This is a genomic window from Cellvibrio sp. UBA7661 (assembly GCA_002483365.1).
Lineage (GTDB): Bacteria > Pseudomonadota > Gammaproteobacteria > Pseudomonadales > Cellvibrionaceae > Cellvibrio.
Map to the genome: position 1 here is coordinate 135,028 of DLHT01000003.1, position 18,092 is coordinate 153,119.

Annotated in this window: 17 protein-coding genes; all 17 read right to left on the bottom strand. The window is 50.9% G+C overall.

Going from position 1 to position 18,092, the window contains the following annotated elements; translation table 11 throughout:
• Positions 1–52: 52 nt before the first annotated feature.
• The 17 genes from B2739_RS00910 to gspE all read right to left on the bottom strand — a co-directional run bounded on the left by B2739_RS00910 (position 53) and on the right by gspE (position 18,090).
• Entirely contained in the window at positions 53–421 is a 369-nt protein-coding gene (locus tag B2739_RS00910; RefSeq protein ID WP_331344000.1) for a hypothetical protein, read from the bottom strand.
• Entirely contained in the window at positions 414–1,232 is an 819-nt protein-coding gene (locus B2739_RS00915; RefSeq protein WP_331344001.1) for a tetratricopeptide repeat protein, read from the bottom strand. Before B2739_RS00915 ends, B2739_RS00910 begins: the two co-directional genes overlap by 8 nt.
• Positions 1,219–4,110, bottom strand: coding sequence for a tetratricopeptide repeat protein (locus tag B2739_RS00920; RefSeq protein ID WP_331344002.1), 2,892 nt, complete (start codon positions 4,108–4,110; stop codon positions 1,219–1,221). The genes B2739_RS00915 and B2739_RS00920 overlap by 14 nt, the downstream gene beginning before the upstream one ends.
• Positions 4,107–6,068, bottom strand: coding sequence for a hypothetical protein (locus tag B2739_RS00925; RefSeq protein WP_331344003.1), 1,962 nt, complete (start codon positions 6,066–6,068; stop codon positions 4,107–4,109). Before B2739_RS00925 ends, B2739_RS00920 begins: the two co-directional genes overlap by 4 nt.
• Entirely contained in the window at positions 6,068–6,598 is a 531-nt protein-coding gene (locus B2739_RS00930) for an AraC family transcriptional regulator (protein ID WP_331344004.1), read from the bottom strand. The genes B2739_RS00925 and B2739_RS00930 overlap by 1 nt, the downstream gene beginning before the upstream one ends.
• Before the next feature lie 342 nt (positions 6,599–6,940).
• Entirely contained in the window at positions 6,941–8,140 is a 1,200-nt protein-coding gene (locus B2739_RS00935; protein WP_331344005.1) for a hypothetical protein, read from the bottom strand.
• A gap of 105 nt (positions 8,141–8,245) precedes the next feature.
• Positions 8,246–9,223, bottom strand: coding sequence for an FAD:protein FMN transferase (locus B2739_RS00940; RefSeq protein ID WP_331344006.1), 978 nt, complete (start codon positions 9,221–9,223; stop codon positions 8,246–8,248).
• Positions 9,223–10,017, bottom strand: a complete 795-nt coding sequence (gene gspN, locus B2739_RS00945) for a type II secretion system protein N (RefSeq protein ID WP_331344007.1) — start codon at positions 10,015–10,017, stop codon at positions 9,223–9,225. The genes B2739_RS00940 and gspN overlap by 1 nt, the downstream gene beginning before the upstream one ends.
• A 51-nt stretch (positions 10,018–10,068) precedes the next feature.
• Positions 10,069–10,548, bottom strand: coding sequence for a type II secretion system protein M (locus tag B2739_RS00950; RefSeq protein ID WP_331344008.1), 480 nt, complete (start codon positions 10,546–10,548; stop codon positions 10,069–10,071).
• Between the two features lie 21 nt (positions 10,549–10,569).
• Positions 10,570–11,850, bottom strand: coding sequence for a type II secretion system protein GspL (gene gspL, locus B2739_RS00955; protein ID WP_331344009.1), 1,281 nt, complete (start codon positions 11,848–11,850; stop codon positions 10,570–10,572).
• A gap of 70 nt (positions 11,851–11,920) precedes the next feature.
• Positions 11,921–13,054 (bottom strand): type II secretion system minor pseudopilin GspK, encoded by a 1,134-nt coding sequence (gene gspK / locus B2739_RS00960; RefSeq protein ID WP_331344010.1) that lies wholly within the window; start codon positions 13,052–13,054, stop codon positions 11,921–11,923.
• A complete protein-coding gene (gspJ, locus tag B2739_RS00965; protein ID WP_331344011.1) occupies positions 13,017–13,706 on the bottom strand; it encodes a type II secretion system minor pseudopilin GspJ in 690 nt (229 codons plus the stop codon). The genes gspK and gspJ overlap by 38 nt, the downstream gene beginning before the upstream one ends.
• Complete coding sequence (gene gspI, locus B2739_RS00970; RefSeq protein WP_331344012.1) at positions 13,703–14,191, bottom strand: type II secretion system minor pseudopilin GspI; 489 nt, start codon at positions 14,189–14,191, stop codon at positions 13,703–13,705. Before gspI ends, gspJ begins: the two co-directional genes overlap by 4 nt.
• Entirely contained in the window at positions 14,188–14,760 is a 573-nt protein-coding gene (locus B2739_RS00975) for a prepilin-type N-terminal cleavage/methylation domain-containing protein (RefSeq protein WP_331344013.1), read from the bottom strand. Before B2739_RS00975 ends, gspI begins: the two co-directional genes overlap by 4 nt.
• A 16-nt stretch (positions 14,761–14,776) precedes the next feature.
• Positions 14,777–15,238, bottom strand: coding sequence for a type II secretion system major pseudopilin GspG (gene gspG / locus B2739_RS00980; RefSeq protein WP_331344014.1), 462 nt, complete (start codon positions 15,236–15,238; stop codon positions 14,777–14,779).
• Between the two features lie 50 nt (positions 15,239–15,288).
• Positions 15,289–16,527 (bottom strand): type II secretion system inner membrane protein GspF, encoded by a 1,239-nt coding sequence (gene gspF / locus B2739_RS00985; protein WP_331344015.1) that lies wholly within the window; start codon positions 16,525–16,527, stop codon positions 15,289–15,291.
• 21 nt (positions 16,528–16,548) lie between these two features.
• Positions 16,549–18,090, bottom strand: coding sequence for a type II secretion system ATPase GspE (gene gspE / locus B2739_RS00990; protein ID WP_414633197.1), 1,542 nt, complete (start codon positions 18,088–18,090; stop codon positions 16,549–16,551).
• Positions 18,091–18,092 lie beyond the last annotated feature (2 nt).

The following is an 18,092-nucleotide window of genomic DNA, read 5'->3' on the forward strand; positions in this document are numbered from 1 at the left end:
AAGAAAACAAAAAATAATGTATAAAAATAATGAATCCAATTTACATCAATACTTACTCATCTGGCTGATCCAGTTCGCCTGCCGCTTCCAAACTGCGCTGCATTTCATCGCGCTCAATGTGGCCGAATATCGCATCTTCCTGGCTGCTTAACATTTCCATTTCCAGGTCGGGGCTTAACGGCGATTGCCAGGGCAATATGTACATCACCCGCGGCTGCTCCTGATTTCCGGTCACGGTTGTTTGTAAACTAATATTGGCTTCGCGGATCATTTGTTTACCCGCCGGAGCCGATGGTTTTTCAGAGGATTGCGCAGAGCTGACCGCCTCTGTATTAGCTGCAGGTTTTTCTTGCGCTGCATCCTGTGCTTGCGCTGTAAATACAAATAAAAAACACGCCAGCACTAACAATAATTTATTCATCACTGGCTTCCTCTTTTTCATCAGTCGGCTCTTTATCTTCAACCTGGTCTTTATCATCAGCAATACCAAACTCGCCAACATCGTTCGTCAACGGAGCTTGCACTGGTGCGGATACAGCCGCCTTTTTCGGCTTGGGTGCTATACCCAAGCGACGCTGCAAATCAGCAATCCAACTGACAACCTGTTTGTCATCACCGCCACGCAACTGCAAATACGCCTCATAATGAGGCAAAGCCTCGGCGCCTTTGCCCATATATAAATCGTAAAGTATGGCGATATTTTTATGGCTCTCGGCATGAAACGGCCAGATGCTTAAGGCTTTTTTATAATTGCTTTCTGCTTCCGAAAATTTACCTGCTTCGCGCTGCAAAATAGCCAGTTGGTTATAGGCATCCAGATTGGTGTGGTTGGCCATGATGGCATCGTTAAATGCTTGTTCTGCGCGTTTATTTTCCTGTTGTGCGCGATACACCAACCCTAAATTAAGATGCGCACCCGATAGCTTATTATTTTCCGCAATTACTTTTTCCAAATGCGATTGCGCCAGCGCCCACTGCTTATTGCGCATCGCCCGGGTTGCATCCGCAAAATATTGCTGTGCCTGCCTGCTCACCGCTGGACGGTTTTGCAAATACGGGTTCGGCGTTACAGGACCAGCAGGTAATATGGATGCACCAGCCTCACCACTTTCGGACAAAGCAGGTGTATTTTCCTTAGCGGATTGCGCATCGCTTTTTTTAGCAGGCGATGAGGAGCAGGCAGATAAAAATCCAACAAGAGCAATAATGGCGACGTGATTAGTGAATCTCATTACTCACCTCCACACGCGATTCCATTTTGTTGTAGCGCGCCGGCAACAATTTAGCGAGCGCATCAAAACTGCGTTTCACACCCGCATCGTAGATACCTTTCCAACTGCGCTGCGCATTGGCCTGATGGATTTCTATCGCTTTTTCTTCAAACGGATAAGCTTGTTCTTCCAACAGAATTTCGTATTGCTCAAGCGCCAGATCATCAAGGTCTTTTGGCCGCTGTGAGTTCATAAGATCGCGGCTCAATTGCGCGTAGACTTCGCCAATTTTAAAACTCGCTTCAGTGGTAAATTCACTCACCCCAAATGCCAATATTTGTTCTTGCGCTTTTAACGCTTTTTCCATTGCGGCGCGCTTACGCTGCAAACTATTTTTGAGCGGTAGCGTTAATTGGATACGGGTAAACTCATCGTAAGATGCTTGTGCCAATTCTGTTTGTGCACCTGCAGCCATCCATGTGGAGCGATCCGTCTTGTCTGCGCCAGCGCGATTGTGCGTGTTAATAATATTTTGCAGCCAATACAACCGTTTGGCTTTATCGCCCGCCAACTCATATAGCTCTGTCAATTTAAATTGCGCTTCCAGATTATTCGCGAGCGGGCGCGGATATTCTGCTGCATAACGGCGATACTGCTCAATTGCCTGCGCGCGCTTACCAGATTTTTCGTAAAGCTCAGCGCCCATGTACAGCGATTGGCGTTTGACATCAGGGTCGGTGCTGGTGCGTTCCATCACCACCAATTCATCGGCCGCTTGTTGCCATTTATTTTGGTTTTGGTAAATCAATACCATTTTCGCGGGCAAGGTAGATGCTAATTGATGGTTGGGATATTTCTTGCGGAAGCCTAAGTACACATTTTCAGCTTGCGCCCATTTTTCCTGCTCTATTAAATACACGCCTGCGTCGTATTGCGCTTTGATAGCGATTTCAGTATCCGGCGTGACCTGGGTTATACGCAGCAGTTGTGCGACAGCAGAATCTTTATCGCCAAATTCCAAACTGGCTTGCGCTTGTTGGTAAATGCTGGCCGCAATACGTTCGCGAACTTGTTGTGCGCTGGGCGCACCGGGTGCATTGCCATAGGCGGGTAATAAATTTAACACTTGAAAATACGCTTGTTCTGCCGCTGCATATTCTTTGGTTTCAAAACGGCTATGCCCGAGGATCAGCCAGCTGGAAAATAATAATTTTCCTTCGGCGGGCGGCTGCCACTCAATAACGCGCTCTGCCACCATTTTGGCATCGTCGTAGCGCTCTTGTTGCAGCAAATCATTTGCTGCTTCCGCAAGCACCAATACCGCGCGCGAATCGCTTCTGTATACATCGGCAAAATTCAACGCATTTTGGATTTTACGATTTTGCCATTCCTGTAAACGCTTATCGGGCAAGCTGCGTGCTGATTGAATTAATTGCTGCGGTAATAAAATTGCAGCGTAGCCGGAATCTGCACCGCGCAATTTATCCATGTAACCGTAAGCAACCTGCTCGTAGGCATCCATCGCAGCGGGTAAATCACCTGACTCATTGAGCGACTCGGCTAATAGAAATGTCATCTCGGCAACTTGTGCATCTTTGGAAAAGGTTTCTACAAATTCGCGATACCATTTTGCAGCGCGACCAAATGCTACTGTTGCCTCCGGATTTTTTGCCGCTTTCAGTGTCTGCGCTTGGGCGTGCTCAAATTGCGCCAGTTCTTGCAGCGACTGATGCAAATACGCCAACGCGTTGTCACCAATTGCACCTTTACGCTGTGTCCAATAATTACTGCTAATTCCGTAACGCTCGGCAAAATCCTGTTTTGCAGGTAGCACCAAGGTAGGGAAATCACCCTGCTGATAAACATCAATCACTTTAATACTGAAGCTGGGCGCAAAATCAGAATTGGCATTGTTTTGCACAAAATGTTGATAGGTTTCGGCGCTATCGGTGTAGCGTTTTTGATCGAGATACAACTGCCCTAATTGTTGATACAACAAATATTCGTAAACGCGGCCACCACCCAATTCTGTTTGCAATTGGCTGATGGATTTTGCCCCGTCCAAATAAGACAGCGACAAGCCCATTACACGCAATGTGTCTTTTACCAGGTTCGCTTTGGATGCGCCTATATCGGCAAGAGTTGCATCAACATCATTTGCGCTCGGGGCATGCCCGATGAGTTGATCGAGCACCAGCGCAAAGGACTTCAGCGCAAGATCATAATCACCGCGTTTAAATTGCGCCCAGCCTTTCATGTACAGCGCATTTTGTTTGAGCTCGGGATTATTCCCTTTTACCACCGCATCGTAGTTGCGCTCTGCGGCCGCGTAATCGCCATCGGAAAAGGATTTTTCGGCGCGCCGGAATTGTGTTTCGGCCATAAACGCGGAATTTGGATTGGTGCCTGCTAATTGATCCAACACTTGCGAGGCTTCGTCGTTGCGCCCATCAAGTGACATCGCTTTGGCCAATTTGTAGCGCAGCTGATCTGCCTCAATACCTTTGACGGGCTGCGGATTTTCCGCCTGCATTTTTAACAGCTCGCGATACATCGCAACGGGCTTATCGTAAAAACGGCGCAGATCTGATGCATCCAGCTGGGCTTTTTCGGCGCGCGCCATTTCAAGGTCAGCCAAGCGCACCATAATTTGTTGACGCAATGCAGGATCTTCCGCTGCCGCCAATGCGCGCTGGTAACTTTGCTCGATGCGCGCCATATCAACAACTTCTACTTTGGCTTTGCCATCGGGAATTTTTGCAGCCGGTAAATCGGCCAGGGTTTTTCCACGGCCATCATCGCCCAAACCGACAACACTACAGGCTTGTAGTTGTATTAATCCGCTCACGAGTAATGTGAGTATGGAAATGCGGAAAAGTGGTTGGTTAAGGTGCTTCATTCTGGTTGCTTCCTTAACTCGGCATCGTACAAACGCGCTACCGCAAGGTGCGCCTGCGCCAAATAATTATTCAGGCGCTTTTCATGTGCCGCGAGTTGCTGGTCAACCTGGGTACGCAACAATTGTGTTTGGCGAGCAAGCAGGGTATCGGTATTTGATAACTTATCGGCAACTTCTTTTTGCAGTACTTGCAAGCGCGCAAGTGTTGGCTGGATGTCCATGCTGGTTGCGGTAATGTCTTCTATGTGGAGGCGCGTTTTGGCAATGTTTTCAAGCGACTGATCAATTGCTTTTAATTCTGCTTGCTGCGCAGCAAAGCGCGCCGGATATTCCTGTGCGGCATTCCATAACAATATCCCACCGAACATTGCAACACGGCGCTCCAGCTCAGCTGTGTCTTGCCCTGCGGCTTTCATGCGCGCGATGGTTTGCTGGCCTTTTTCCACGCGTTCATACATCGATCGAGTATCATCATCGGCCAGCGCGATGTAATTTTCGTCGCTATCGATTTGTGCCAAACGCTGCGCCAATTGATCGCGAGCCGTTTGCAGTTTTTGCGCTTGCTGGCCAATCACATCTTGCTTCAACATTTGATCTTGTCGATTGCGGATATTTTGTTTTTGCAAAAGCAATTCCTGATAGGCATCCAGCTTGGGCAACCATTGTTGTAATAGCGATTGCAACCGCAGTAAGTCGCGCAGATCGAGCACGGCGGTCTGGAATGTGTTTTTGGCAAATAATTCATTGAGGTAGGCAGAGCGGGTTTTGATAATACTGGTGCTATCCAACTTCAACCAGTTTTGTCCGTCATCGGTGACTACGGCAGTGAGCGCACCTGCATCGGACTCATTGCCGTCATCACTACTTTTATTATTTCGCAGAAGCGCATTGGCTTCTTCGGTAGGAACAGGGTCACTGCCAACTACAGTTAACAATTCTTCAGCTGTAAGCGTTGCACGCATGTCGCGGATTAATTGTAATTCGCGCACCAGCAATTCTTCCGCCGTTTGGTAAGCGGCAATGGCTTCACCTTGTGCCTGTAATTTTTCATACGCAAAAGGCAGTGCGAGCAATGATTCCTGTACGGCGGGATACATCAAACTGCGCGTGCGCAACAATTGCCAGGGGCGCAGGGCTTCGTCGTATTCCTCTTGCGCAACAGCAGCCCAACCGTAACCTAATAATGCCTGGTTGGCGTAAATGCCATCGAGCCGCACTTTGGTAAATTCACGTATTGCAGCGGCGTATTTTTTTTCCGAGAGATAGGTATAACCGATGGCGGTGTAGGCTTTGTCTTGCAGTGCCCACTGTTCTTTTTTACGCAGAGGATTATCGCTAATGTCGATATCGGCCAACTCATTAAAAAAGTCTTGCGCTGTTTTGAAATTGCCCTGACGGGCATGGGCTGCACCCAGATTGTAAAGCGCATAAGGATTCCATGAACGCAATTCGTCCTCGTCAATATCATTCAACGCAAGATCTGCATACTGATTATTGCGGATACGGATATTGAGTTGCAGCGCTTGCATTTGTGCACGCAGTGATGGTTTAAATTCTTTACTCACACGCGCAAAACTTTGTTCGGCTGCACTCCAATTACCACGGGTGTAGTGTAGCTTTCCCAGGTAAAACCAGGCGGCATCGCGCACCGATTGCGGACGGCGTTCATCTTGTAAAATTTGTGTGAACACCGCCTCGGCATGATGCTGCATACCAAATGCAAGGCTTACACCGCCAGCAATTAATTCCGGATTATCACTGTGTCCTTGAATACCATCGCGCGTATCGGCAACCATTAACTCGGCAAGCGCCGCAACATAATCCTGCTGATAGTAATGATAGAGCGCGACGCCGTAGCGCAAATCGGCCGCTGAGGTTTTAGGTTTTTCTTTGGCGTAGGTTGAAGCAATGCAACTCAATGCACACAGTAAAAGGCCAAAGCGAGCAAGGCTATGCATTACATCTGCCATTGCTTGATTTCAAATACGGGCTGCAATTGTGCGCTGGAATCGACAATACGTAACTCAAGCACAAGTGGTTCCTGCGCTTTGGTGACAACCAGTTTTGCACCGCGCTTGTAATCGCGCTGGGGGCCGCGCCCGGTAAAGAATGCACTGATTTCGTGCTCACCCGCTTTTAAATTGCCGATATACAAACGCTGCACACCACCGCGAAATAACGCTTTGGTTTGTTTATCTGTGTAGAGTTCGCTGGCGACCAATTTGTTATTGATCTCCAGCTTGACCGCATCCAATGCAAAGTAAGCGCCCAAATCCATCGACACATAAACCGCTATCTGGCTGCTGGCGGGATACAACAATTCTTCTTCGAGAATCAACAAATCGCGATTAAGAGTCAGCACCGATTCCTTGAGCGATTCAACATCGCTTGCGGCTTCTTGCGCAAATGACAGTGCGCTGCTGAGCAATGGCAGGAGTACAACCAAGTGAAGCCAGTGGCGCAGCAATTTGCGCAAGGGGTGGATCATCGTCTTTCTCCGGATTTTTTTATGTTTGCGCGCCCATCGCCGCTGCATGAGTTTGGCACTCATGGCCACCTTGATCAAATCATTCTAGAAGCCAATAGGGTTCTTGGATGTGACACTGAGCACAGTTGATCTGGCGCTTGAGTGATTTTTTTATGAGCACGATCAAGCCCTGCACAAAAGTGACAAGCTGGGGCAAAAAGTGCGACTTTAGGAAACCACCAAAGACAAGTCTGGAAAAATAGCGACAAGCCTGAAAAAGTTTAGATGGTTTTTGAAGCGGGGCAAAACCCCGCTATTACTGCAGCAATAGCGAGGGAGGGGTGAACTTATGCAGGGGCGAACTTACTCAGTGATACGAATTGTATCCAGATTGATGTAGCCGTAGGGTAAAGGCTGGTCAGTGGCATAAATATGTACTGCAAGCTTGCGCACATCTGCCGCATTAAACCCGCCAGCAAAACTGCCCCCCAACCGGGTGCTCACTTGCTGCCATTGTTTATCTATCATTGCGTGGCTACTGAAACGCTCGGTAGAAGCCTGACGATTAGCACCATCGGTTGCAACTAACACAAACTCTATAGGGCTGGAAAAACCCTGCCCATAGGCTGACACCAATTTAATCTGCAAACTTACTTCTTTGTTTTTGATATTGATCGCATTGCCAAGATCATGCTCCAGCGCCCAGTGATCCATACTGCTCATCCAGTAAGGGAAAGTGACCAAACCTTGCGACAAATATTTTTCGGTTTGGGTAATGCCGCCATCATAGGTCACAAACTTCCAATTGCTGGCGGAATCCTGAGTATTGAAGTGCTCCGCGAAAATCTCCTTGGGTGCACTGATGCTGCCAGTACCTTTTACCCATTGGATATTATCCACTTGGAAGGAAACGCCAGTTTGTACACCATCTTCTATCGACGGGCGAATCAGGAATCCGGTATCCACTTTTTTCAGATCAAGACCATCGCGCACCCTATCAGCAATATCGAGCTCGACGGTTTGCCATTGGTTGAGAAAATTAACCGGCACCTTGGCCGAGTGGGATGTGCAAGGCCACACGCATTCAACGATGACTTCAAACAGCATTTGCCCACGCTGGGCATCGTAGGCATCACCAAAACTTTGTACATTCACATCAAATTTCAGTTTGCCCGTTGCATAAGCACTGCGGTCAACAGGATCGACATTGATATAAACCTGGCTACTATGCCCAGTCTTGGCACCGTAGCTAATTTCCAAAACCTTTCCGTGCCCCGCAGCCGGGGAATCAACCTCTTTCCACTGCACGTTACTGGGGTTGGTTCCGGTTGTGTATCCCTGCCCCTGACCCGTTGTTATTTCATACTCCCAAGCTTTTAAGGAACCCCAATTTTTGTTGATGCAATCCTTGAAAAGAACACCATCGCTACCGCAACTGTTGCTGACAATCCCACCCCCAGGTTGCGATGAATTTCCTCCACCCGACGATGAACCGCCACCGCCTCCGCCACCACAAGCCCCCAACAACATGCTAACCACAGCAATTCCGATACACGACTTCAATTACAGCTTCTTGAAAGATGAAATAAAAAAAGATGGGACAAAAAAGATGAGATAAAAAATGAAACCCGAAATAATTGAGTGGAGATAACCAAAGCGGAAACGCCATTACTCAGGCGGCATCAACCCTTTGCTGTACAGCACTTTGCCTTCGCTGGTGATAATGACCGCATCAAAACCGGGTAGCCGGTTGATTAACGCCAAACCCTTCTCTGCGCCCATTACAAACACGGTGGTCGAGAGAGGGTCGGTATCAAATCCGAGTGGGCCAATAATCGTGACGCTGTTGACACCATTGGTTGATTTTCCCGTGCGCGGGTTGATGATGTGATGAACTCGTTCACCTTGTTCGTTAATAAAATAACGTTCGTAATCACCGGAGGTAGACACTGCAACATCTTCCAGCGGCAAGGTGATGGCAACGGCCTCAGCGCGCGGGTTTTTGATCCCCACAAGCCACGGGCGACCAAACTTGTCGCCAATCACCCGGCTGTCGCCACCGGCAGTAACGCTCGCATGCTTCACGCCAAATGACTGCACAATTTCAATGGCCTTATCGACCGCATACCCTTTGGCGATGCCGCCCAAATCGATATACACCTTGGGGTGCGCAAACCAGACAGTATTGCGTTGGGAATCGAGGTGGATCAGGCGGTAATTAATAGCGGGCAGAAGCTCTTCACGCTGTTGTTCGCTGGGCGATAGTTTGTTGCGGTAGTCGTAATAGCGGGCGAGTGAAGCGAAGGTGATATCAAATGCGCCGTCGCTCAAGCGGCTGTAATAGAGCGATTTATCGATAATCGCGGCCAATTCCGGCGAGATTGCCAGCGGCTTTTGGGCACTGGCTTTGGGCGCTAATTGATTGGCGCGATACAGCTCGCTGGTTTCAATGTAAGGACTGAAGTGCTCATCGATGCGGCGCATTTCTGCCATTGCAGCTGCCACAGCCTGCTCAGCCTTGGTGTCATCATCCAACCACAAGGCAACACTGACTTTGGTACCCATGATGTCTTGTTCATCGCCGTGCCATTTGGCCTGCAACGGCAAGCTGACGCACACCAGTAAGACGACAATAAAGCGGAGCATTACAGGTTCATATCCACGCGATAATGGGTTTTGCCTTCTTCGTCAACGCGGTCTTCCTGAGCAAACATCGCTAACATATCCATCGCATTGGCTGCTTCAAAAAACGCCTTGGGCGCAGCCAGCTCACCCGTCACTTTGCCGCCACTGGGCGCAGTCAGTTCAACTTGCAAGTCCACATCCACCGGCCCTGCCAAATGGAAGAGTTTGGCGCTGATTCCGTTACTGCCGTTGTCGGTAAATTCGGCCGCGTAACTGCCTATATCCAACCAGTTAACGCCGGTATTTACCCGCGCGCCATTCCAGGTCAACTTGCCTTTAAGCTTGAGTAACACATTCCCACGCAATTCCATCTCTTCGATATGGGAAGAAAATTGCCCCTGCACGAGAATTGGCAGCTTTGCCTGCACCAAGGCCACAGGAAGCGATATGTCCGCATTGCGCAGGGTTACCGCACCGCCGGTGCCACCGCAGACATCACCTTCAAATTGCTGCCCGGGCAAAGTGGTTTTGACATGTGCGCAAGGAGAGAGCGTCAGTAATGAGAGCGGGCTCAGGCTCCAACTTAATTGACCGAGCGAATACTCCCGCTCAGGGCGCGGCAAACTGGCAAGGCTCGCGCGGCCATTCCAGATAGTTCCTGTCACACCGCTCAATGCCAAACCCGAACTGCGGCTGAGTAAATAGGCTCCCCATACGGCCGGAATGCTGCTGATCACAAAAATCAAAAACAGCGAAACGCCCAAGGAAATCCAGAGTTTTTTGTGGGTTTTTAACAAAGCAGGTATCGGGTTCATAGATGGTTTCAGTCTGGCTCAGATGCTTTTTGCTCGGGCGTTTGGACAGTGTTAGTTGGTTTTTTGCAGGCGCAAGTTAACGGTGACTTGCCCCGGATCATTGGTCGCCGCAATGGATAAGTCGCTCACTTTGACCCCCTGTTTAAACTCCAGATCGTAGAGCCACTGCATCAGCGATTCGTAATTTGCACGATCCAGACGCACCCGCACTTCGCCATTGGCACCGGGCTGGAAACCACTCATGGCGAGGCCATTGGTGCGCAACGTGGTATCAATTAGACCGTTGATATTTTCCGTGCTGGCCGCAGCACCGCGGCTGCGCATTTGCTCGATTTGCGCTGCGACAATTTGCACCCGCCCAAGGGTTTGGGTTGTTGCAGTATTGGCTGACAACAGTTGGTCGCGTTTTTTCTCGATGGGCACAAACACCAACAACCACACCATGTAGACAAAGACAGCCAGACCGCAGCCCAGAATCATGGTCTGCTCGCGGCGGTTATATTTGTTAAGGAAACTGAGTAACTGGTTCATAGGTACCAATACGGATAGTGATTAAGGATTTTTAGTCACACGCAGGCGTGCAGTTTGCACATTACCCTGCGCATTAAAGCTGGAAGTCTCTGCGTTAAGCCCCTGATTGCGCAGGTTTTGGCTAAGCGATTCAAACGCACTGAAACTGCCTGCCTGGATGCTGAAGTTCAGCTCGCCGGATTCACTGGCAAAGGAAATACCTTTCACCTGTACGCTAGGCTCCTGCGCAATCTGCGGCAGGGCTACCGCCAACAGCGACATTACACTGACCGACTGATCTACCGGTTGGCTCTGCCTCAGCAGGTTATTGAGTTGTTTCTCAGGATCGACAATACGTCCCTGCGGGATCACCGAGCGCGCAACCGCTTCAATTTGCTGGCGGATTTTCAGGTTCTCGCGCCCGAGCGTATGGATTTCAAACAACAGGGTTCCCAGATATACCGCCACACAGACACCGGCAAATATCGCCACCGATTGCCATAGCTTCCACCAGCGCTCAATTGGCAGACGCTGGGAAAAGTCGCCCTGGCAAAGATCAATCGAGCTGCTGCTGAAATCCAGCGCCCATTCATCCGCAAGCGTCCGTGAGGCAATGGACGGCTGTAACTCTGCCGGAATGGCTTCTTCCAGAAGCGCCAAATCCGATTCATTAGCCGCACGTAAATGCAGGCTGGGCAGGCTGTCGACCCGCTCCTGTTCGCGCAATAACATTTGCAGCGCCAGACGCGCATGGGACTGGGCAATACTGAACCCCAGAGTTCGCGCATAACGCAGACATACCTGGTGCTGGTACAGACCCAGTGTCCAATGATTATTCACGTCGGAGTTATTGGCTCCGGCACTCGCCTCCGCCGCGAGCGGCAAGGTCAAAGGGGCAGTCCAGCAGCGGGTGACTTCGATCCCCAACGCAGCCAACTCGGCAAAGGCCGCTTGCATCCAGACTTTATCGGCAAAAGCGACAACGACCTTGCCATTAGCCGGTGTGTCTAAGGCAAAGTGCAGCTCTTCTACATCGCCCACCACGGAATCTTCCAATTGGAATGGCAGAAGATTGCGCAGGTGTTTTTTCTCTTTTTCAGTGTATTCCAGCTCGCGCGTATTGACCCGGCTGCCGGGTAGTATCAACCAGGCCGATTGCGGGTTGCCCGGTCTTTCACCTAGCGCAGTACGCAAGGCCTCGCGGTCGCCGCTGGCACCTGCAGCAGGCACACCATCAGCGCCCAGCCAGCACCAGCGGAAATTGTCCGCCAGGCTTTTGCCGTCATTGGAGGTATCTACAGAGAGCACCAATTGCATGGACATAATTTGCTCTAACTCTTGTGTTTATCGTGTTTTTATATCTTCAACCAGGTCGCCACTTTTCCAGCGCCTGCTATTCCACCAACTCGCCATCGTCTTCTTCATCTTCGTTGTGAACGACAGTGGGCAGTTCAAATACATCATCTCGCTGGATAACAATCAATGTGCCGGGCTCATTACCCCGCCGCATCAAGCTGCGCATACTGCGGCGCTGGTCAACCAACTGGACAGTGGAGTTGAGCCAGAAGAATCTGGTCGCAATATTCAACCCGGCGGTATCCAGAGTCTTGCCGGCAAACATGGTATTCCAGGCATCCATAACTGCCTGTGCGTCTTTGAATCCTTCCTGTGGCCGGGTGGTGATAAATTGGGTCATATCGGCAGGATTTGTGGGTACCAGTTCATCCTTGCCGTTTATCGCCGCCAACACATTATTAAATCCTTTGCCGTCTGGCCCGAGCGCATCCAGTGTATTGATGTTCAAACCGGCATCATTGACAGGTAACGCCGTAATAAACGGCAACAGCCGTGCTACCAGCAACGGGGCTTCATTAAATCCGCGCACCATGCGCAGTTCATCGACTGATTTGAAATTGGTATTGGCAGGCAAATAGGGGTCCGGCAAGCTTTGGTAATAATTACTTTCCGCACCACCGGCACCCGATTCCCCATCATCACCATCAAGCCAATCCACCACAGCGGCCGTCAGGAACTCTGCCTGGCCCTGGTCGAGCGGCATATCCGGAAAGGTTTGTAACAACCGGATAAACCGTCGCTGCGCCTCAGAGTAGCGGGTTGGATCGCCCTCCGGTTTTTGTAAATCAATAGGGTTTGCCAGATCATTTAAATTCAGTTGCGTCGTCGCATCTGTCAGACGCGCAAAGCCGGAGACACCTTCATCCTCAATTGGCACCTCGCTGCTCCAGGGCTCGCTCAATACGTCCACATTGGAATCGATATCCCCATCAGGAAACATCAACTTGGCCACTTCCTCTGTACCTTCCAGGAAGGCTCGCGCCTGGGCACCATGCCAACGGGTCTCCGCACGCGCCATACCCAGCTGGTATTGCGCGGCATATTTCACACTTAATCCGGCAATAAGCGCCACAATCAGCACCACCAGTACCAATACTGTACCCCGCTGCGTATGCGCCATAGGCACTACCAGACTATTGCGGTTGTTCAGGCAATGCGAAGAGGCGCACACTGGTGCCAACTCCTTCAAGTTCGATACTGATCTCTATTGCCAGTGGCAAGCCATTGGCACCTTGTTGATTGTTGTCCGGCCATGACTGCAGCCAATCATTGGAATATTCGCGATCCTCCAGTGCAGATTTACCTTTTGAGGTAATCGCGCCTTGATGCAACATCCGCAACTGCACGTCTTTTACATTTTTCAGCAATAGCTGATGAAAACCATCTTCTTCCAGATCGACATCACCCAGATCACGGTTGTGCTCAGGCAAAAAATCGCGCCATAACTCGCCATCCAGTACGCGATAACTGACGATCTGCAAATCACTTCTCGGCAGGTTAGAAAAATTAACCCAGCCGCGCCGCTTGAACAGCAACACTTCCTGATCCGAATTCTCGCCCGAGGTGCGCAAGCTCTCAGCCCTGAATACCCAGTTCCTGTCTGCCGTCGCGGGCAAAGGTATGCTGTGGCGTAAATCGGCCGCGATAATCTGCCACGCCCGGTCAATCCGGTTGATCTCATCGAGAACCTGATTGGTACGCTCAGCGCCGTTATTGGCCGCATTGAGCGATTGGAATGCCATCACCGCAATCAGCGCAGAAATGACCAGCGCAATCAGCACTTCCAGTAAGGTAAAACCCTGTTGTGGGCGATTGCTATTCATTGGGTGGTTACCTGTTCCGGGTCGCTGATATAACCCGTCAGCATCGCCAGTACCGGTAGATCTTCATCTACCGTACCGCCACCCAAAACAGCTCCATCGGCCGCCCCCATCAGTCGCACCGAAATTTCAACCCGTTTGAACCCGGGAACCGGAAGGCTCTCCATGGCGATGGTTTTCAATTGCCACTGCCAACGCATGCCTGCCATATCTACAAGACCGGAATCTTTTTCCGGCAGTTGGTAACTCGGCAGGGTCTTTTTCATTTTTTGTTGTTGGAGCAAACGCACGCGTGTCAGCTGGTTTTCTGCCACCCAGTAGGCGTAGGTTTTATCGCGGATAGCCGCGGAGCCATCCAGCTGTGTCATCACCAAATTAATCAGCGCAGGCAAGGCCATGGCGATTATCGCCAATGCAATCATGGCTTCCAGCAAGGTAAAACCACGCTGTTTTTTTCCGTATACAGACCAAAACGAGCGGATTGTCATCGCCCTTTTTGCTCCTCTTCAAAGCGCTTTTCTTCGCTTACCCAATGCAGCTCACCCATCATATCCAGCTTGAACTGTTCAGTTTCCACATCATTACCTGCCTGCAGTTCATTGGCAAAAATGCTGATGTCTACTGCGCCGGAACCATCGCCGCTGGGAAAGAAACCCATCACCGGTTCCTGATACTCCAATTCCGGATCGTATTCCCACAGCTCTTCATCGATCACAAACTCAATCGCCAACTGCTCGGGTAAACAATGTTGTTCCAGCTCAGGTACATCCTGCCACTGGCGGTCGCGCACCCTGCGCCATCGGTAGCACCACTGTTCCTTGCTGTCGATGTCCTGTGGCGGGCGCAATTCCACAAACAGCCCATGGGTTTCGCCTTTAAGCACCGACTGCTCGGCAATATAGGAACCTTGCAGCATAAATGTCCCGGCTTCCTTGCGCGCGAGGTCGGCGGCATCATCACCGCCCACTGACACTGAAATCACCCCCACCGCCATACCGATGATAAAAACCACAATAATGATTTCAATCAGGGTAAATCCGCGCTCGGTGGGTTTCACTATTTATGCCTTCAGATTACTGCTCATCCCAAACACTGATGTCAGCATTCTGGCCTTCACCACCGCTCACACCGTCTGCACCCAGGCTGTAAATATCGTACTCTTTGCCATCATCGGCTGGGCTCATGTACTGGTAATCGTTACCCCATGGGTCTTTGTTGAGGTTATCGATGTAACCGCTGGCTTTAAAATTGCGCGGCACGGGTGCGATAGAAGTTTTGGTGACCAGAGCTTCGAGACCCTGTTCAGTGGTCGGGTAATTGAAGTTATCGATACGATAGAGCTTAAGTGCAGTTTGCAGCGAGCTAAAATCTGCACGCGCTTTTTGCACATTGGCTTTATCGAGGTTATCCATCACATTGGGTACCACAATACCGGCCAACAGCCCGATAATGATCACTACCACCATGATCTCCACCAGGGTAAAACCACTCTGACGGCCCAATGCTGATGTTGTTTGCATGCTTCTTGTTTTCATTTTTTCTATTTCCTCCAAATCAAAATCGATCAATCGTGCAAGTCGGTAAATTAACCAAGCTTGGTCATTTCAAAAATCGGGGTCAGGATTGCCAATACAATCACGCACACCGCGCCCCCCATAAAAATAATGGTTGCCGGTTCCAATAACCCCATCGCCACACCTAACATCATTTCCAATTCGCGCTCCTGGTCTTTGGAGGCGTTATCCAACTGCTGCGGCAGGGTGCCGTTGGTTTCACCACTTGCCACCAACTGCACCAGCAATGGCGGGAAGTGGCCGGTGTTTTCCATGGCGCGACTCAAACTCATACCTTCACGCACCGAGGCGGCAACCGTATCGCAAGCCTCTTGCAGGATTTTGTTAGTCATCACCTGACCGGAAATATTGAGCGCCTGCAACAGCGGTACACCACTGGCAGACAACAAACTGAGCGTTGCGGCAAAGCGCGCCGAGTTGATTTGTTTGACCAGCTCGCCGATCACTGGCAGCTTGAGTTGCACCACATGCCAGGCACGCAAACGTTTGGGATCACGCATGAGTTTCTTCACAAAGAAGTACAAACCCACCAATGCTACCAACAGGTACAAGCCGTAATTCATCAAGAAACTACTGGTGGCGATCATACCTTCGGTAAGTGCAGGCAATTCGCGCTTGCCTTGCTCAAAGATTTTCACCAGTTTGGGCACCACCAGTACCATCAAGGCGACAATTACCGCCAAGCTCACCACCAGCATAACCATGGGGTAAATCATGGCCATTTTGATGCGCTGTTGCAGCTGCTGACTGGTCTGGGTGTAATCCGCCAAACGCTCAAGTACCGGGCTTAAATAACCCGAACCTTCACCGGCACGCACCAGAGCGCGATACATGTCATTAAATGCAGCCGGATTATCGCCCAGTGCCTGTGCCAGACTAAAACCTTCCAAAACCTTGGTGCGCACCTGCAAGACAACCCGTTTTACATTGGCTTTTTGCGATTGTTTGGCGGTGGCGTGAAGGGCTTCATCCAGCGGCAAGCCGGACTTCACCAATGAAGCCAATTGGCGGGTAATCAAACTTAAATCGCGGGTACTTAGCTTGCTGGCGCGACGACGGAAACTGGCAGCAAAAGACGTATTTTCACTGGCTGTTGAAGCAGACGCATCGCCTGCAGCACTGACTACTTCAAGCGGTTTCAGCTTTTTTGCGCGCAATTGCGTGCGGATATGCCGCTCGGAATCCCCTTCAAGAATGCCTTTGACGGCTTTGCCATCCTCGTTCAGCGCTTTGTAACTGTACGCACCCATGATGCCGGCCTGTTAACGAGGTTAAAGTTGAGTGGTGACACGCAGCACTTCTTCAATGCTGGTGATGCCGTTGAGTACACATTGGCGGCCGTCATCGCTCATCGACGGACTGGCCTTGCGCGCTTCGGCCAACAGTTCCTGCTCACCTGCTTGTTCATGGATCAGGTGACGCAAGCGCTCGGTAATTTCAATCAGTTCATAGATACCCTTACGGCCGCGATACCCTTGCTGGTTACAGTGTTTACAACCGCTCGGAGCCGGACGCCAGATCGGCGTATCAGCAGGCAACTTGAGCATATCCCGCTCGGAATCGACCGGCATGTACTGCTCTTTACAGTGGCTGCACAGCACGCGCACCAAGCGCTGCGCCATCACCACTTCAAGGCTCGATGCCAACAGGAAGGGCTCCACACCCATATCTTTCAAACGCAGCACCGCGCCAATTGCGGTATTGGTGTGCAGGGTCGATAACACCAAGTGACCGGTGAGCGATGCCTGGATCGCAATCTCGGCGGTTTCGCCGTCGCGGATCTCACCCACCATCACCACATCCGGGTCCTGACGGAGAATCGCCCTCAAGCCGCGTGCAAAGGTCATATCAACCTTGCTGTTCACTTGCGTCTGGCCAATTCCCGGCAGCAAATATTCGACCGGGTCTTCAATCGTAAGAATGTTGCGGCTGCGGGTATTGATATGGCTCAATCCGGCGTAAAGCGTGGTGGTTTTACCCGAACCGGTCGGGCCGGTTACCAGAATAATGCCATGTGGTTTAGTCAGATTTTTGGTCAGGCGCTCGTACACCAGTTGCGGCATTTGCAACTGCTCCAGCCGCAACTGGCCAGCAGCCTGGTCGAGAATACGCAGTACGATGCGCTCGCCAAATGCAGAGGGGATAGTCGATACACGGATATCCACCGCGTGGCCAGCAAGACGCACGGTAATACGGCCATCCTGCGGCAGGCGTTTTTCAGCAATATCCAAACGCGCCATTACCTTCAAACGCGATACCAATACCGGAGCCAATTCTGCCTTGGGCGAAAGCACTTCGGTCAGCACCCCGTCAATGCGGAAACGCACTGATACGCGATCTTCAAATGGCTCAAGGTGGATGTCCGATGCACCTTCGCGCACCGCTTGGGAAAGGATTGCATTAATCAGGCGGATAATCGGGGCGTCATCATCGCCAGCCAACAAATCGCTGCGATCGGCCAGATCGTCGGCCATGGAGGACAAGTCAAACTCGTTGCCCAAGTCTTCGGCGGCGCGCTGGGCAGCACCATCACCACTTTGGTATTCGCGGGTCAGACGCTTTTGGAAATCCTCGGCAGGCAGCTCCTCCAGCTGTAAATCAGGCCCAAGAATTCGCTGCAATTCCAGCAGCACATCCAGCGTGAGGCCGGGTTTGTGCAGCACACGCGGCATAAGCCCCGGGGCCAACTCTTCCAGCATCACCCCGTGGGCAGAGGCAAAACTGAATGGCAGGCGCTCAAACACCGAAGGCTCGGCAGCATCGGTGAGTGGGTCTCCATCAAAAGAGAGCGAATCGACAACTGGCTCGCTCACGG

What these genes read in the sequence shown, in the direction of transcription:
- B2739_RS00950 (WP_331344008.1), bottom strand. Translation starts at nt 10,548, where the DNA reads ATGAACCAGTTACTCAGTTTCCTTAACAAATATAACCGCCGCGAGCAG.
- B2739_RS00915 (WP_331344001.1), bottom strand. Translation starts at nt 1,232, where the DNA reads ATGAGATTCACTAATCACGTCGCCATTATTGCTCTTGTTGGATTTTTA.
- gspI (WP_331344012.1), bottom strand. Translation starts at nt 14,191, where the DNA reads ATGACAATCCGCTCGTTTTGGTCTGTATACGGAAAAAAACAGCGTGGT.
- B2739_RS00930 (WP_331344004.1), bottom strand. Translation starts at nt 6,598, where the DNA reads ATGATCCACCCCTTGCGCAAATTGCTGCGCCACTGGCTTCACTTGGTT.
- gspF (WP_331344015.1), bottom strand. Translation starts at nt 16,527, where the DNA reads ATGGGTGCGTACAGTTACAAAGCGCTGAACGAGGATGGCAAAGCCGTC.
- B2739_RS00940 (WP_331344006.1), bottom strand. Translation starts at nt 9,223, where the DNA reads ATGCTCCGCTTTATTGTCGTCTTACTGGTGTGCGTCAGCTTGCCGTTG.
- B2739_RS00920 (WP_331344002.1), bottom strand. Translation starts at nt 4,110, where the DNA reads ATGAAGCACCTTAACCAACCACTTTTCCGCATTTCCATACTCACATTA.
- gspG (WP_331344014.1), bottom strand. Translation starts at nt 15,238, where the DNA reads ATGAAAACAAGAAGCATGCAAACAACATCAGCATTGGGCCGTCAGAGT.
- gspN (WP_331344007.1), bottom strand. Translation starts at nt 10,017, where the DNA reads ATGAACCCGATACCTGCTTTGTTAAAAACCCACAAAAAACTCTGGATT.
- gspL (WP_331344009.1), bottom strand. Translation starts at nt 11,850, where the DNA reads ATGTCCATGCAATTGGTGCTCTCTGTAGATACCTCCAATGACGGCAAA.
- B2739_RS00925 (WP_331344003.1), bottom strand. Translation starts at nt 6,068, where the DNA reads ATGCATAGCCTTGCTCGCTTTGGCCTTTTACTGTGTGCATTGAGTTGC.
- gspJ (WP_331344011.1), bottom strand. Translation starts at nt 13,706, where the DNA reads ATGAATAGCAATCGCCCACAACAGGGTTTTACCTTACTGGAAGTGCTG.
- B2739_RS00910 (WP_331344000.1), bottom strand. Translation starts at nt 421, where the DNA reads ATGAATAAATTATTGTTAGTGCTGGCGTGTTTTTTATTTGTATTTACA.